This window comes from Phyllobacterium sp. 0TCS1.6A (genome assembly GCF_026420825.1).
Taxonomy (GTDB): domain Bacteria; phylum Pseudomonadota; class Alphaproteobacteria; order Rhizobiales; family Rhizobiaceae; genus Phyllobacterium.
In genome coordinates this window covers 139962-156953 of record NZ_JAPMAB010000006.1, presented here as the reverse complement: position 1 = coordinate 156953, position 16992 = coordinate 139962, and the positions used below count along the sequence as shown (strand labels likewise).

General features: G+C 61.3%; 12 protein-coding genes. 1 reads left to right on the top strand and 11 read right to left on the bottom strand.

The window, feature by feature from the left end:
* The 4 genes from dnaE to proS all read right to left on the bottom strand — a co-directional run bounded on the left by dnaE (position 1) and on the right by proS (position 7172).
* Positions 1-3471, bottom strand: coding sequence for a DNA polymerase III subunit alpha (dnaE, locus tag OSJ75_RS14500; RefSeq protein ID WP_267228611.1), 3471 nt, complete (start codon positions 3469-3471; stop codon positions 1-3).
* A gap of 384 nt (positions 3472-3855) precedes the next feature.
* Positions 3856-4539: an ABC transporter ATP-binding protein gene (locus OSJ75_RS14495; protein ID WP_250018648.1), complete on the bottom strand. Its 684-nt coding sequence runs from the start codon at positions 4537-4539 to the stop codon at positions 3856-3858.
* A complete protein-coding gene (locus OSJ75_RS14490; RefSeq protein WP_267228538.1) occupies positions 4540-5826 on the bottom strand; it encodes a lipoprotein-releasing ABC transporter permease subunit in 1287 nt (428 codons plus the stop codon).
* Positions 5823-7172, bottom strand: a complete 1350-nt coding sequence (gene proS, locus OSJ75_RS14485; protein WP_267228537.1) for a proline--tRNA ligase — start codon at positions 7170-7172, stop codon at positions 5823-5825. Before proS ends, OSJ75_RS14490 begins: the two co-directional genes overlap by 4 nt.
* A gap of 657 nt (positions 7173-7829) precedes the next feature.
* Here proS and OSJ75_RS14480 point away from each other — a divergent pair.
* Entirely contained in the window at positions 7830-8822 is a 993-nt protein-coding gene (locus OSJ75_RS14480) for a glycosyltransferase family 2 protein (protein ID WP_267228536.1), read from the top strand.
* Between the two features lie 35 nt (positions 8823-8857).
* Here OSJ75_RS14480 and OSJ75_RS14475 read toward each other — a convergent pair whose 3' ends face one another.
* From OSJ75_RS14475 to nuoL, 7 genes are read right to left on the bottom strand one after another with little or no spacing between them, the layout of a single operon-like run.
* Positions 8858-9127: a DUF1467 family protein gene (locus OSJ75_RS14475; protein ID WP_267228535.1), complete on the bottom strand. Its 270-nt coding sequence runs from the start codon at positions 9125-9127 to the stop codon at positions 8858-8860.
* A complete protein-coding gene (gene mce, locus OSJ75_RS14470) occupies positions 9127-9531 on the bottom strand; it encodes a methylmalonyl-CoA epimerase (protein WP_250018643.1) in 405 nt (134 codons plus the stop codon). The genes OSJ75_RS14475 and mce overlap by 1 nt, the downstream gene beginning before the upstream one ends.
* Before the next feature lie 8 nt (positions 9532-9539).
* A complete protein-coding gene (locus tag OSJ75_RS14465; protein ID WP_250018642.1) occupies positions 9540-11213 on the bottom strand; it encodes a ribonuclease J in 1674 nt (557 codons plus the stop codon).
* Between the two features lie 20 nt (positions 11214-11233).
* Positions 11234-12031, bottom strand: a complete 798-nt coding sequence (locus tag OSJ75_RS14460; RefSeq protein ID WP_267228534.1) for a biotin--[acetyl-CoA-carboxylase] ligase — start codon at positions 12029-12031, stop codon at positions 11234-11236.
* Positions 12032-12039: 8 nt separating this feature from the next.
* On the bottom strand, positions 12040-13476 hold the full coding sequence (nuoN, locus tag OSJ75_RS14455) for an NADH-quinone oxidoreductase subunit NuoN (protein ID WP_250018640.1): 1437 nt from the start codon (positions 13474-13476) through the stop codon (positions 12040-12042).
* A gap of 18 nt (positions 13477-13494) precedes the next feature.
* Entirely contained in the window at positions 13495-15000 is a 1506-nt protein-coding gene (locus OSJ75_RS14450; protein ID WP_250018639.1) for an NADH-quinone oxidoreductase subunit M, read from the bottom strand.
* Positions 15000-16991 (bottom strand): NADH-quinone oxidoreductase subunit L, encoded by a 1992-nt coding sequence (gene nuoL / locus OSJ75_RS14445; RefSeq protein WP_267228533.1) that lies wholly within the window; start codon positions 16989-16991, stop codon positions 15000-15002. The genes OSJ75_RS14450 and nuoL overlap by 1 nt, the downstream gene beginning before the upstream one ends.
* Position 16992 lies beyond the last annotated feature (1 nt).

The following is a 16992-nucleotide window of genomic DNA, read 5'->3' as shown; positions in this document are numbered from 1 at the left end:
TCAGGCCATTTCGACTTCAATTATACCGGGAATGGCCTTCATTGCACTCGCCACCTGCGGACCGACGCGGTAGCGGTTGGGCAACTCTATCTCCACTTCATTGGCGCCATTCTCCTTGATCAGGATAAGGCTGACGACCTGGCCGTCATTCTGCGGCGCCAGATAGGGGCTGAGGGCACTGAGCGGCGTGCTGTTGCGCATATAGAGGCGCAACGACTTCTGCATGCGCGTTGCCTCGTCCTCGAGCGATTGCGCCGTCTGGATGCGCAGGCTTATGCCCTCGGGACGATCTTCGGCGCCAACCGTGACGACCACGGAACGGCCGGGCTCCAGCAGGTCGCGGAATTGATTGAGCGCCTCGGAGAAAAGCACCGCTTCGAACTGGCCTGATGCGTCGGAAAACTGGATGATTCCCATCTTGTTGCCGGTCTTGGTCTTGCGCTCCTGCTTGGCCGTGATGGTGCCGGCAAGACGCCCGGCATTGGCGCCGCGCTTGACCGCGGCGGAAAAGTCGGCCCAGTTCTGGACCCGCATCTTCTCCAGGATCGGCCGATATTCATCGAGCGGGTGCGCCGACAGATAGAAGCCCGCCGCCTCGAATTCGCGGCGGAGCTTCTCCGAGGAAAGCCATGGCGCGGCGGCGGGGAGCTGTATCGCCTGCGAACCCGCACCGGCCATTGCGCCGAAAATATCCGCCTGCCCGCTGATGCTGTCCTCCTGGGTCCTCTGCGCATGGCCGATGATGCGGTCGAGGCCGGCAATGAGCGCGGGGCGGTCGCGACCGAAGCAATCGAACGCCCCGACATTGATGAGGCTTTCGAAGACGCGCCGGTTGACGACACGCGGGTCTATCCGCTCGCAGAAATCCTCCAGGCTGGCATAGGGCGTGGCGCCGCGCTTCTCGACGATGTGATCAACGGCCGCCTCGCCGACACCCTTGATGGCGGCAAGAGAATAGAAGATCCGGTTCTCGCCCACCTCGAACAGCCGATAGGACGTGTTGACCGACGGCGGCACGACCTCGATGCCGAGGCGAACAGCCTCGCGCCGGAAATCGTTGAGCTTGTCCGTATTGGACATATCGTAAGTCATCGACGCGGCGAGGAACTCGACCGGGAAATGCGCCTTCATATAGGCGGTCTGGAACGAGACGATGGCATAGGCCGCGGCATGCGACTTGTTGAAGCCGTAATCGGCGAATTTGGCCAGCAGGTCGAAGATGAAATTGGCCTGCGGCTTGGTCACGCCACGCTCGACAGCGCCATCGACGAAACGCACGCGCTGCAGATCCATCTCGGAGCGGATCTTCTTGCCCATGGCGCGGCGCAGAAGGTCGGCTTCGCCCAGCGTATAGCCGGACATTTCCTGCGCGATCTGCATCACCTGTTCCTGGTAGATGATGACGCCCTGCGTTTCCTTGACCAGATGGTCGATCTTGGGATGGATCGACGCCATCTCCTCCTCGCCATTCTTGCGGGCATTATAGGTCGGGATATTCTCCATCGGGCCCGGGCGATAAAGCGCGACGAGCGCGATGATGTCCTCGATCCGATCGGGCTTCATGCCGATCAGGGCCTTGCGCATGCCCGTGCTTTCAACCTGGAACACGCCGACCGTCTCGCCGCGCGACAGCATCTCATAGGTCAGCCTGTCGTCCAGCGGCAGGTTCGACAGATCGACTGAAATGCCGCGCCGCTTCACAAGATTGACCGCCGTCTGCAGCACGGTCAGCGTCTTGAGGCCGAGGAAGTCGAACTTGACCAGCCCCGCCTCCTCGACCATCTTCATGTTGAACTGCGTGACGGGCATGTCCGACCGCGGATCGCGATACATCGGCACCAGCTCGGACAAGGGGCGGTCGCCGATGACGATGCCGGCGGCATGGGTCGAGGCGTGCCTGTAAAGCCCTTCAAGCTTCAGCGCGATATCCAGCAGCCGTTCGACGACCGGTTCCTTGTCCCGCTCCTCGCGCAGCCGCGGTTCGTCCTCGATGGCCTTGGAAAGCGTCACCGGATTGGCCGGGTTGGCCGGCACCATCTTGGTCAGGCGATCGACCTGGCCATAGGGCATTTCGAGAACGCGCCCGACATCGCGCAGGACTGCGCGGGCCTGCAGCGTTCCAAAGGTGATGATCTGGGCGACCTGGTCCCTGCCATACTTGCCCTGCACATAGCGGATGACCTCATCGCGCCGGTCCTGGCAGAAGTCGATGTCGAAATCCGGCATCGAGACGCGGTCGGGGTTGAGAAAGCGCTCGAACAGCAGCGAGAAACGCAGCGGATCGACGTCGGTAATCGTCAGGGCATAGGCAACCAGCGAACCGGCGCCGGAACCACGGCCCGGGCCGACCGGGATGTCATGGGCCTTCGCCCATTTGATGAAGTCCGAGACGATAAGGAAATAGCCCGGATATTTCATGCGGGTTATGACCGAGATTTCATATTCCAGGCGCTGCGCGTAACCTTCCGGCGTGTGGCCCTCGGCGAGCCCCAGCGTCTCCAGCCGACGCGCCAGCCCCTCGCGAGCCTGCCGCGCCAACTCCTCCGCCTCCGCCTCGAGGGCGGCATCCGGATCGGCGCTTTCGCCGGTGAAGCGCGGCAGGATGGGCGCGCGATTCTTCGGGTAGTATGAACAGCGCAGCGCGATCTCGACGGTATTGTCGATGGCCTCGGGCAGATCGGCGAAAAGCTCGACCATCTCCGCCTCGCTCTTCAAGTAGTGATCGGGCGTCAGCCGCCTGCGATCGTCGATCGAAAGCAGCGAGCCGGATGCGATGGCGAGCAAGGCATCATGCGCATCGTAATCGGCGCTCATGGAGAAGAACACGTCATTCGTCGCGACCAGCGGCAGTTCCAGCGCATAGGCAAGCTCGACCTGGGCCGCCTCCAGCGCGCGGTCATAGCCCCGGTGCCGCTGCAGTTCGACATAGAGCCGGTCGCCGAACAGCGATTTCAGGCTGACGAGCCGCTGGCGGGCCCTGTCGGTGCGATCATCCCTGATCGCCTTGGCGATGGGACCTTCCGGCCCGCCCGTCAGTGCTATCAGGCCTTCGGTTGCGCCAACCAGCCAGTCGCAGCGGATATGCACCGGATCGCCGCTGACGGTCTCCAGATAGGCGCGGCTGACCAGCCGCACGAGATTGGCATAGCCCGTCTCCGTCGCGGCCAGCAGAACGATCGGGGCCAGCCCCAATGCCTCGCGCCTGTTGACGCTGCGGCTTTCCTCGCTCTGATCGTGAAAGGCGATGTCCAGCTGGCAGCCAATGATGGGCTGCAGCCCGGCCTTGGACCCCTTCTGCGCGAATTCGAGTGCGCCGAAGAGATTGTTCGTATCGGTGATTGCAATCGCCGGAGCAGAATTCTTGACCGCGAGGTCTATGACCTTCGGAACCTGCAACGCGCCTTCAAGCAGCGAATAGGCCGAGTGAACCCTGAGGTGCACAAAGCGCAATGCGCTCTTCGACACGTCCATACCAATCTGTCCGTCAGCCACGATCAATCTCCGAGAATTGAACGGAGAACTCGATTCTACCGCCCGGCCCTATAGTTCCGCATGGCTAAACCGGTGTCTACAGCTTTCCGGCCGGTACGCCGCATCTCCGGTGGAGAACGATGCCGGAAGACGGCCGGCACCGTTATTGGCTTCCATCAAATGACGCTCACCCACATGGCGAATGTTGCTATGAACAGGCTGACAGTAACGAATGACATAACGTCCTGGAAAAGTTCGTTCATGGTATAAACCCTTCTTCGTTGTCGTTGTGTCTCTGTTTTGTTCTATTTTTGTTCTCTCGTCAAGCCTGTTTATCCGCCACCGCGCCCTAATGGTTTTCAAAAGGTAAACGCGCCCGTCTGTTCAGAGATTTATTATCTTGCCGTTCTTCAACGTCACGCGGCGATCCATGCGGCGCGCGAGCTCGTGATTATGCGTCGCTATCATCGCCGACAGGCCGGATTGACGCACGAGCGCTTCGAGAGCCTCGAACACATAGGACGATGTCACCGGGTCGAGATTGCCCGTCGGCTCGTCGGCCAGCAGCACCAGCGGCGCATTGGCGACGGCGCGGGCGATGGCGACGCGTTGCTGCTCGCCGCCGGAAAGTTCGCTCGGCCGATGCGACGCCCGGGCGCCGACCTTCATGTAGTCCAAAAGCTGCTGCGCCCGTTCGGAGGCGATGGAAGGCGACATGCCGCGAATCATCTGCGGCATCATCACGTTCTCCAGCGCCGTGAACTCCGGCAAGAGATGGTGGAACTGGTAGACGAAGCCGACATCATTGCGGCGAATGGCCGTGCGTTCGTCATCGGACAGCGCGCCGCATGAACGGCCGTCGAGCAGGACGTCGCCGCTGTCGGGGCGCTCAAGCAGGCCGGCCGTGTGCAGCAGGGTGGATTTGCCGGCGCCCGATGGGGCAACAAGCGCAACCATCTCGCCGCGACCCAGTGAAAAATTCGCCTCGTCGAGGATGATCAGCTCGCGGCCGATCTCGTCATAGCGGCGGCCGACGCCCGTCAGCTGCAGGATGGGTGCAGCACTCATCTATTCATACCTCAGCGCTTCGACGGGATCGAGCTTGGCCGCCCGCCATGCCGGAAAAAGAGTGGCCAGAAACGACAGCACAAGCGCCATCAGGATGACGCTGAACGTCTCGTTGAAATCCATCTTGGCCGGCAATGTGCTGAGGAAGTAAAGCTCTGGGTTGAACAATGTCGTACCGGACAACCAAGAGAAGAACTGCCTTATCCGCTCCACGTTCAGGCAGACGACGACGCCGAGAATGACGCCGGCGATGGTTCCGGTGACGCCGATGGCGGCGCCCGTCATCAGGAATATGCGCAGGATCGAGTTTCGCGTCGCCCCCATCGTCCGCAGGATCGCGATGTCGTGCCCCTTATCCTTGACCAGCATGATCAGCCCCGAAATGATATTGAGCGCGGCGACGAGCACGATGAGCGTCAGGATCATGAACATGACGTTGCGCTCCACCTGAAGTGCCGAGAAGAAGGTCTGGTTGCGCTGACGCCAGTCGGTCAACATCACCGAGCGCTGGGCGGCATCCTCGATCGGCTTCTTGATCGAATCGACCGCGTCGGGATTGTCGACGAAGATCTCGAGGGATTGGACCTTGCCCTCCTGGTTGAAATAGGTCTGCGCCTCTTCAAGCGGCATCAGGACGATAGACGAATCATATTCCGACATGCCGACTTCGAAGATCGCGGTCACGGGATAGGACTTCATCCTGGGGCCGACGCCGAGCGGCGTGACGTCGCCATCCGGCGAGATCAGCGTAAGCGAGTCGCCCAGCCCGAGCCCCATGTTTTCCGCCATGCGCGTGCCGATGGCGACGCCGCCGGCGCTGTTGAAGCCCTGGAAAGTGCCCTGGCGCACATTCTTGGCGACAAGTTGCAGCTTGGCGATATCTTCCTCGCGCAGGCCACGAACGAGCGCGCCCGACCCTGCCCCGACATTGCCGGTGGCCAGAACCTGGCCCTCGACGACCGGAATAGCGAAGGAAACGCCCTGCACGCCGTCGATCCGCTTGATCGCCGCGTCGAAATCGTCGAGCGGCCTGTCCATCGGCTGCATGATCACATGGCCGTTTATGCCGAGTATCCGCGTCAGCAGTTCGCTGCGAAAGCCGTTCATCACCGCCATGACGATGATGAGCGTCGCAACGCCCAGCATGATCCCGGTGAAGGAAAAGCCGGCGATGACCGAGATGAACGTCTCTTTCCGCCGGGCGCGCAAATATCGCCACGCGATCATTCGTTCATAGGCCGAAAAGGCCCTCGAGCCGGTCGGAGCGGCCTCGTCTTTTGCGGTCATAGAGTTCCTGCCTGAAAATCTGCCGGCCCGGCCAGCTTGTTGATGGCGGCTTCTATCGTCAGCGTCTCGCGGTTGCCCGTGGCACGGTCCTTGATCTCTATCTCGCCGGCAGCAACGCCGCGCGGCCCGATGATGACCTGCGTCGGCAGGCCGATAAGATCCATCGTCGCGAATTTCGAACCCGGGCGCTCGTCCGTATCGTCGAGAAGCGGGTCAAGACCGGCTTTCGTCAGGACGTCGTAGACTTTCTGCGAAACGGCATCGCAGGCTTCGTCGCCGGGCTTCATGTTGATGATGCCGGCACCGAAAGGCGCCACGGCCTGCGGCCAGATGATGCCGTTCTCGTCATGCGAAGCCTCGATGATCGCAGCTATGACGCGGGAAGGTCCGATGCCATAGGAGCCCATCGACACCGGATATTCCCTGCCGTCCGGCCCGGTGACCTTCGCGCCCATCGGTTCCGAATATTTGGTGCCGAAATGGAAGATGTGGCCGACTTCGATGCCGCGGGCGGCAAGCTGCTCGCCAGCATCGACCTTGGCCCAGGCCGCTTCGTCGTGCATTTCGTCGGTGGCGGCATAGGGTGCGGTCCAGCGGGCGACGATGCTGGCGATCCCGGCATCGTCGTCGAAATCCGTATCGGGGCCCGGAACCGGCATTTCCAGATAGGCGCGATCGCAGAAGACCTGGCTTTCGCCGGTCTCGGCGAGAATGATGAACTCATGGCTGAGATCGCCGCCGATGGGCCCGGTATCGGCACGCATCGGAATGACCTTGATCCCCAGTCTGGAGAAGGTGCGCAGATAGGCCACGAACATCCTGTTATAGGCGGCCTTCGCGCCCTCGAAATCCAGATCGAACGAATAGGCGTCCTTCATCAGGAATTCGCGCGAGCGCATGACACCGAAACGCGGCCGGCGCTCGTCGCGGAACTTCCATTGAATATGATAAAGATTCAGCGGCAAGTCCTTGTAAGACTTGACATAAGAGCGGAATATCTCGGTGATCATCTCTTCATTGGTCGGCCCGTAGAGCATGTCGCGCTCGCCGCGATCCTTGATGCGGAGCATCTCGTCGCCATAGGCGTCGTAGCGGCCGCTTTCGCGCCAGAGATCGGCCGATTGTATGGTCGGCATCAGCAGCTCGATCGCGCCCGAACGATTCTGCTCCTCGCGGATGATCGCGCTGACCTTGTTGAGGATGCGCAGCCCCGCCGGCAGCCACGCATAGATGCCCGCCGACTCCTGGCGGATGAGGCCGGCGCGGAGCATCAGCCGGTGCGAGACAATTTCTGCCTCCTTGGGGTTTTCTTTGAGGATGGGCAGAAAGTAACGGGAAAGCCGCATTGAGAATCACCAGAATTGTGTGAAGCCTGAATTGCTTGAAGAATCAGGCAAAACCAAGTGCAAAGTCGGTATTTATTACTGGCTTACGGGTGGATTGGAAACCCGCAACCATCGATCTTTGCCAGTTGGGCGAAGCCAGTGAATCGCCGTTGCTAAAATCCTAATCAAAAAATGACGTTTCCGAATATTTTTCGTGACATTTCGGAGGCACTCCGCTATTTTTTTAATCATAAGGAGAAAGTGAGAATATTTCCGCTTTCCTACGCGGTCAAAGTCTTGGGAGGATGTGACCCTGGCGCGGTTTTCCGCAGCCGCCACGCAAGTGGACTGGGTCAGACGCGATCTTTAAATGCAAGGCGAAAGCCTTGCATTTTTTTTGTCTTCCGCTTAGCTGTCTCCATTCCGCAAGTTTTTCGCATCTTTGCCTGCCCATTTTTAACTGAACTGATTTTTATCTTTTATTTCAACGAGTTAATTTTAAATGTCCCTTTTCTATCTGAAGTGCCGGGATAGTGATCCCGGGCAATGGCTCTGCGCCACATCCCTCCTGCGCCTGATCTACCTGCGCCAAGGCTGCTCCTTGCGACGGTCGGCCGAGCGTCGATCCTGTGCCCGGATCGATGCTTGTTTCCGCCCAGCGCCGCAGAGGGCGCGTGCATGATGACGAATCAAATCGCCACCGCCCCGCGCTGCGTCTGCATTGCAACCGTAACGCGCGATCGACCGGTTATGCTCGAATGTCTGCTGAGGTCCTATTCAGCACTCGCCGTTCCGCCCGGAATCGAACTGCGCTTCGCCATCGTGGAGAACAATCCTCGGGCGAACCTGCATGATATCGTCGAGAGATTTCGCCTATCGGTGCCGGAACGCGCCGTTCACTACGAGATCGAGCCTCGCCTTGGTATCGCTTTCGCCCGCAATCGGGCGCTGGATGCTGCGCTTCATGCTGATTGCCACATCCTGCTCTTCGCCGATGATGACGAAGTGGTCGATACGCACTGGCTCGAGCATCTGCTGGCGGCGCGCGATCGGGACGATCTGGATATTGTGGGCGGCCCCGTGCGGCTATTGCCGCTCGAACCGGCTGCCGGAACCTGGCATAGGTTGGTCTGGAACGGCATCGACCGGCGAAATCGCGCCAAGGAACACGGCGCTTCCCGGCTGTGGAAGCAGGGACGGGCCGCGAGGATCGTCCTCGCCACCGGCAGTTGGCTCGGCAATCTCGAGTTTTTCCGCGGCACCGCCCTCCGCTTCGATGAAACGCTGGGCTTTGCCGGCGGCGAAGATTCGCAGCTCTGGAAAGAGGCGGTCAGACGTGGTGCGAGGACGGGTTGGGCGCCGGCGGCCATCGCCGCCGAGACAATGCCCTTGGCCAGGCTGACGCTTCGCTATCAATTCTGCCGCAGCCGCGATACCTGTGCCGTTGCCCTGCGCAAGAAACTTGCCCTGCGGCCGTGGAAGACGGCGCTGCGTCTGCCCGGCTCCATGATCGCCCGCCTTTTCAAGTTTCTGGCCTGCCTGCTGCTGCTGCCGTTTCGCGGCGGGGCGCAACTGGTGGCGGCTTCCATCTGCCTGGGGAGCCTCGCCGGCCTGCTGCATGGCCTGACCGGGCGCGATATCGCGCATTATCGCACCACGACCGGCGCGTGAGCTCTGGGTCCGGCAATGCCGGGCCATGGGTTCAATCAGTCAAGCGTCGGGAAGAAGATCGGCAGGTCGCCGACGCCATAGCCGAGCTTTTCATTGACGATGTAGAAGATCGCGAAAATGATGGTCGTAACGATCGTCGTCAGCAGGAATATCCTGCCCATGCGGTGCTTGTGCGGTGCGCTCGGGGTGGTGCCGAGAACGACATCATCCTCATCCGCCTGCGTGCGCAGGCCGATCGGCAGCATGGTGAAAAGCACGAGCCACCAGAAGATGAAATAGACGGCCATCGCCGTTGCAACTGGCATTATTCCTGCTCCAGCTCGATAAGGGTTCCGTTGAAATCCTTCGGGTGAAGGAAAAGAACGGGTTTGCCATGCGCGCCGATCCTCAGGTCGCCATTTCCGAGAACCCGCGCTCCCTTCTGTTTTAGCTGATCGCGGGCGGCGGCGATATCGGGCACTTCGTAGCAGACATGGTGCATGCCGCCGGAAGGGTTCTTCGCCAGGAAGGCGGCGATGGGCGAGTCGGCGCCCAGGGGCTCCAGCAGTTCGATCTTCGTATTGCCGACATCGATGAAGACGACCGTGACGCCATGCTCCGGCAGAGCGGCCGGTTCCGAGAGCTCGGCGCCCAGCATGTCGCGATAGGTCGCGCAGGCCGCCGCCAGATCGGGAACGGCAATCGCGACGTGATTCAACCTGCCGAGCATGACGCCTCTCAAACCTGCGTGACGAAGACGGTAACGACGGGCTTCTTGCCCCAGACCTCGTTGGCAGCCGAACGTACGGCCCGGCGGATCGCTTCGCGCACCATCGCCAGATCGCGCCGCTTCTCGCGCGGTATGCTCTGCACCGCCTCGACGGTCACGTCGTAGAAGAGGTCCTCGAAGAGTTCGCCCTCGGCATCGGTCTCCGGCACGCCATAGGGCACGACCTCCGGATCTTCCAATATGTTGTACTTGGCATCGAGCAGCATGCACACCGCCACATGCCCGACATAGGAGAGCTTGCGGCGTTCGCTGATCCCGGTTTCTTCCTCGTCGCCGATCAGCTTGCCATCCTTGAACAGCCGTCCGAAGGGAGCCTGGTCTATGACTTCAGGCCGGCCCGGCGCCAGCCGCAGGACATCGCCATTGCGCACCTGCGGAACCTCGGGAATGCCGGCCATGGCGGCAAGGGAGCCCTGCCCGACCAGATGGGCCGCCTCGCCATGAACCGGCACCAGGATGCGCGGCCGCACCCATTCATACATCCGCTTCAATTCGTTGCGGCGCGGATGGCCGGACACATGCACCAGTTCATCCCCATCGGAGATGATGTGGATGCCCTGCTCGATCAGCATGTTCTTGGTGTCGATGATGGCTTTCTCGTTGCCGGGAATGGCGCGCGACGAATAAATCACCGTATCGCCCGGCGACAGCGCCACGCTGCGCATCTCGTCGCGGGCAAGCTTGGCCAGCGCCGCACGGGACTCGCCCTGGCTGCCGGTCAGCACGACGACGATATTCTCGCGCGGTATATAGCCGTAATCATCCTCGCTGAGGAATTCCGGCACGCCGTCCAGATAGCCGAGTTCGCTGGCGACCTGGATCATCCGCTTCATCGAGCGGCCGAGCACGAGGGTCTGGCGCCCGGCATCGCGCGCAGCCAGCGCTATGGAGCGAATGCGCCCGACATTGGACGAAAAGGTCGTGATCGCCACACGTCCGCGCGCCCGTTCGATGATCTCGCGCAGGCTCTCGCCGACTTCGCGCTCCGAGGGAGATTCGCCATCGCGCAGGGCATTGGTCGAATCGCACATCAGCGCCAGCACGCCCTCATCGCCAAGCGCGCGGAAGCGCCGCTCATCGATAAGCGGTCCAAGCGCCGGCTCGGGGTCCATCTTCCAGTCGCCCGTATGGATCACGGTGCCGAGCGGTGTCTTGATCGCCAGCGAGACCGGTTCGGGAATGGAGTGGGTGACGGCAATCGCCTCGAATTCGAACGGGCCGACCTGGAAGGTCTCGCCGGCCCTGTAGACCGTAACGGGAATGTTCGGAGCACCCGGTTCGGACTGGCGCTTGGCCTCCAGCAGGCCGGCGGTGAACGGCGTGCCATAGACCGGGACGTTCAGCAGCGGCCAGAGGTCGAGCAAGGCGCCATAATGGTCTTCATGGGCATGGGTGATGACGATGCCGCGCAGATTGTTCCGCTCGGCCTGCAGGAAGCGGATATCCGGCAGAATGAGGTCGGCGCCGGGCAGGTCCGGCCCGGCGAAGCTCACGCCCATGTCGACCACGACCCATTCCCGCTTATGGGCGGGACCGTAGCCATACATTGCAAGGTTCATGCCGATCTCGCCAACACCACCCAAGGGCAGAAATACAAGCTCCGCTTGATCGGAATGTGCCATCTAAACTCCTAGAACATAATTCAATCGGCATGTGCCGAAGCGATAGCGCCAAAATGGACATCGCCTGCTGCAATCTTCAAACGACGGCCATCACTCTCGCGAATGACAAACTGGCAATCGTCGTCAATAGTTTCGAATACACCATGTACCACCCCGCCGTCCATTCGAACGGCGACTTCGCCGCCGATACCCGCCGCCCGTTCGAGCCAGCGCCGGCGTATGGCGGCAAGCCCCTGCCCGCCATTCCATCGCGCGAAGTTTTCCTGCCAGCTGTCGGACATTGCCAGGAACAGCGTCTCGGCATCGCAGTCGACGCCGAGGCCGTGCAGCGAGGCGGCCGGATATGGCAGGCCCTCCGGAAAGGCGACGACATTGACGCCGATGCCGATGACGAGCGCGAGGCAGCCATTGGGCAATTGCGTCGATTCGAGCAGGATGCCGGCGAGCTTCGCGCCATTTGCAAGCAGATCATTCGGCCATTTCAACCTGAAATCCACTGTCGCGGTCACGGCCGGCGGCGCCACCGCGTCCAGTGCTTCGATGAGGCAGAGCCCGGCGACGAAGCCGAGCGTTGCGGCGTTGCGCAGTTCGAGACCATCGGTCAGCAGCAGCGATGCGGCGAGATTGCCCGTGGGCGAGGACCATGCCCGCCCCCGCCTGCCGCGGCCGCTGGCCTGGTTCTTCGATACGATCCATAATTTTCCGGGCTCCCCGGCCTGCCCGCGTTCGAGGCCCGCGGCATTGGTCGAGCTTATCGCATCGAATGCCTCAAGCCTGAAACCGTTCTGCTGCGCCAGCGGCGATAGCGTGAAGCCCATCCCCGGACCTAGAAGAACGAGCGGGACGCTGCTTCCGCGTAGGTGCTGACGGGACCGCCAACCAATACGTAGAACAGGACCAGCAGGCCGGATGCGCCGAGCACGAGGCGCAGCTCGCCGGCCACGGGTACGAAGCCGCCTGCCGGTTCGTCAAACCACATGATCTTGATGATACGCAGGTAGTAGAACGCGCCGACGACCGAAGCGACGATGCCGATGATGGCCAGCGCATAGAGATTGGCCTGCATCGCGGCAAGGAACACGTACCACTTGCCCCAGAAGCCCGCGAGCGGCGGAATGCCGGCCAGCGAGAACATCAGGATGGTCAGGATGGTGGCCATGATCGGATTGGTGCGGGAAAGACCGGAAAGATCGCTGATCTGCTCGACATTGCCGTCCTTGCGGCGCATCGCCAGGATGAAGGCGAAAGTGCCGAGCGTGGTGACGAGATAGATCAGCATGTAGATGGCGACGCCGCGCACGCCGACAGCGGTGCCGGCGGCAAGGCCGACGAGCGCATAGCCCATGTGGCTGATCGAGGAATAGGCCATCAGCCGCTTGATATTGCGCTGGCCGATGGCGGCAAAGGCGCCGAGGACCATCGAGGCAATGGCGATGAAGACGATGATCTGGCGCCAGTCGGCGGTGATCGGCTGGAACGTCTCCGCCGCGACGCGCGTCAGCAGCGCCATGGCAGCCATCTTCGGCGCGCTGGCGAAGAAGGCGGTGACCGGGGTCGGCGCGCCCTCATAGACGTCCGGCGTCCACATGTGGAACGGCACGGCCGAAATCTTGAATGCCAGTCCGGCAAAGATGAAGACCAGCCCGAACACCACGCCGAGCGGCCGTTCGCCGCCGGCCAGCGACTGCGCGATGCCCTCGAAGCCCGTATGGCCGGTGAAGCCGTAGACGAGCGAAATACCGTAGAGCAGCATGCCCGAGGACAGCGCGCCGAGGACGAAATATTTCAGGCCGGCTTCCGTCGAACGGACACTGTCGCGATTGATCGCGGCGACGACATAGAGCGCAAGCGACTGTAGCTCGAGGCCGAGATAAAGCGAAAGCGTGTCATTGGCGGAAATCATGAGCAGCATGCCCACATTCGCCAGCAGGACGAGGATCGGGAACTCGAACTTGTCGAACTTCTCCGATTTCGCGAAGCCCGACGACATGATCAGCGTCACCACCGATCCGACGAGGGTCAGTACTTTCATGAAGCGCGCGAACGAATCCGAGATGAAGGCACGACCGAAGACGTGCCCGTCTTGCGGGAACACGACAACCAGGGCGAGCGCCAGCAACAGGACGGCAATGCTGAGGCCATTGACGAGGCTATAGGATTTCTCGCCGGCGAAGGCTCCAACCATCAGGAGAGCGAGGGCCCCGATTGCGAGCAGCAATTCGGGCGCCATCAGCGAAAGGTTTGCAATCATGTCGGTCTGCATCGGCCTTGGCCTCTCCTGCTATTTCAGCGCCAGCGTGGCAGCCGTGGATAGCGCGTTATTGTATTGATTGATCAGTGCGTGGACGGAACTCGCCGTGGCATCGAAGACGGGCATCGGATAGACGCCATAGAAGATCGTCAGGATCACCAGCGGGTAGATCACGGCCTTTTCGCGCGGCGTCATGTCGAGAAGCGCCTTGAGGCTCTCCTTGTCGAGACTTCCGAACACCACGCGCCGGTAAAGCCAGAGCGCATAGGCCGCCGAGAAGATCACGCCCGTCGTGGCAAACAGCGCCACCCAGCTATTGACGCGGAACACGCCCATCAGCGCCAGGAATTCGCCGATGAAGCCCGAGGTGCCGGGCAGTCCGACATTGGCCATCGTGAAGATCAGGAAGACCACGGCATATTTCGGCATGTTGTTCACGAGGCCGCCATAGGCCGCGATATCACGCGTATGGGTGCGGTCGTAGACGATGCCGACGCACAGGAACAGCGCGCTCGAAACGAGGCCATGCGACAGCATCTGGAACAGCGCACCCTGGATGCCCTGCTCGTTCGCCGCGAATATGCCCATCGTCACATATCCCATATGGGCGACGGACGAATAGGCGATCAGCTTCTTGATGTCTTCCTGCATCAGCGCGACGAGCGACGTATAGACGATGGCGACGACGGAAAGCGTATAGATCAGCGGCGCGAAGTCGGCCGAAGCGATCGGGAACATCGGCAGCGAGAAGCGCAGGAAGCCGTAGCCGCCAAGCTTCAAGAGGATGCCGGCGAGGATGGCCGAGGCGGCCGTCGGCGCTTCGACGTGCGCATCCGGCAGCCAGGTGTGGACGGGCCACATCGGCATTTTCACGGCGAAGGACGCAAAGAAGGCGAGCCACAGCCAGGTCTGCATCGAGACCGGGAAGGAATAGGCGAGCAGCGTCGGGATGTCCGTGGTGCCGGCCTGCCAGTACATCGCCATGATGGCGAGCAGCATCAGCACCGAACCGAGCAGCGTATAGAGGAAGAACTTGAAGCTCGCATAGACGCGCCGCTTGCCGCCCCAGACGCCGATGATGATGAACATCGGAACCAGCACCGCCTCGAAGAAGACGTAGAAGAGCACGATATCGAGCGCGCAGAACACGCCGATCATCAGCGTCTCGAGAATGAGAAACGCTATCATGTACTCTTTCACGCGGTTCTGGATGGCCTCCCAGCTGGCAAGGATGCACAGCGGCATGAGGAAGGTCGTCAGAATGACGAACAGCACCGAAATGCCGTCGACGCCCATGTGATAGGAGATGCCGGAGTCCAGCCAGTCGAACTTCTCGACGAACTGGAAGCCCGCCTCGCTATTGTCGAAATAGTACCAGATCGGCAGCGACAGCAGGAACGTGATGATTGTCGTCCACAGCGTGACATTGCGGATGTTCCGGCGCGCGACATCGCTGTCGTCGCGGATCATGAGGACGAGGAAGGCGCCGACCAGAGGCAGGAATGTTACGGTAGAAAGTATTGGCCAGTCGGTCATCAGAAGTTGCTCCCGAGCATCATCCACGTGACGAGTGCGGCGACCCCGATGAGCATCGCGAACGCATAGTGATAAAGGTAGCCGGTCTGCAGGCGCACGACCCGGTTGGTGACATCGACGACGCGGGCGGAAATCCCGTCGGGACCATGCCCGTCGATCAGCCAGCCATCGCCGCGCTTCCACAGGAACTTGCCGAGAGCCATGGCCGGACGGACGAAGATGAAATTATAGAGTTCGTCGAAGTACCATTTGTTGAGCAGGAACTGGTAGAGCCCGTGATGCTGCTCGGCCAGACGCTTCGGGGTTTCCGGCGAGCGGATATAGAAGTACCAGGACACGAGGAAGCCTGCGACCATCGCCAGGAACGGCGACGCGGCCACGATGAAGGGCACGTGGTGGAACTCGTTGAGGATCTCGTTTTCCGGGCCGGTATAGATCGCGCCCTTCCAGAACTCGGCATATTCGTGGCCGAAGAAATACTCGCGGAAGACGACACCGGCGAACAGCGCGCCAATGGCGAGAATGAACAGCGGAACCAGCATGACATAGGGAGATTCGTGCACGTGGTGCATGACGTCATGGCTGGCGCGCGGCTGGCCGTGGAACGTCATGAAAATCAGGCGCCATGAATAGAAGCTGGTGAAGATCGCCGCCACCACGAGGAGGATGAAGGCATAGCCGGCGACCGGGCTGTGCGACGCAAAGGCCGATTCGATGATCATGTCCTTCGAGAAGAAGCCTGCCGTGCCGATGATGGTGCCCGGAATGCCGAGGCCCGTCAGCGCGACCGTGCCGATGATCATCATCCAATAGGTCTTGGGGATGTATTTGCGCAGGCCGCCCATGTGGCGCATGTCCTGCTCGTCCGAAACCGCATGGATGACGGAACCGGCGCACAGGAACAGCAGCGCCTTGAAGAAGGCGTGCGTGAACAGATGGAAGATGCCGGCGCCATAGGCACCGAGCCCGAGCGCAACGAACATGTAGCCGAGCTGCGAGCAGGTCGAATAGGCGATGACACGCTTGATGTCGTTCTGGACCAGGCCCACCGTCGCGGCGAAGAACGCCGTGGTCGCGCCGACGACCGTCACGACGATCAGCGCCGTATGCGACAGTTCGAAGATCGGCGAAAGCCGCGCCACCATGAAGACGCCGGCCGTGACCATCGTCGCGGCATGGATCAGCGCCGAGACGGGCGTCGGGCCTTCCATGGCGTCCGGAAGCCAGGTGTGCAGCAGGAACTGCGCCGATTTGCCCATGGCGCCCATGAACAGCAGCAAGGCCGCAACCGTGATCGCACCCTGCTTGTCGAGGCTGTAGCCGAGGAAATTCAGCACGACGGCATCGCCGCCGGCAGCGCCTTCAGCCGGCAGGTATTGTGCCGCCGCCGAGAACAGCGTGTCGAACTGCACCGTGTCGAAAAGCACGAACAGCGTGAAGATGCCGAGGAGGAAGCCGAAATCGCCGACGCGGTTGACGATGAAGGCCTTCATCGCCGCGGCATTGGCCGATGGCTTCTTGAACCAGAAGCCGATCAGCAGGTAGGAGGCAAGGCCGACGCCTTCCCAGCCGAAGAACATCTGCGCGAGGTTGTCGGCAGTGACCAGCATCAGCATGGCGAAGGTGAAGAGCGACAGGTAGGCGAAGAAACGCGGGCGATGCGGATCATGGTGCATGTAGCCGATGGAATAGGCATGCACCAGCGCGGACACCGTGTTCACCACGACAAGCATGACCACCGTCAGCGTGTCGATGCGCAAGGCCCAGTCGAAGCTCAGCGAGCCAGATTCGACCCAGTGAAGCACCGGTACCTTGAAAGCCTCGGTATGGCCGAGGCCGACCGTCACGAAAGCGATCCACGACAGGATCGCCACGACGATCAGCAGGCCCGTCGTCACATATTCACTCGCCTTGGCGCCGATCGACGCGCCGAACAGGCCCGCTATCAGGAAACCGGCAAGCGGAAGGAAGACAATCGCCAGGTACAGCATG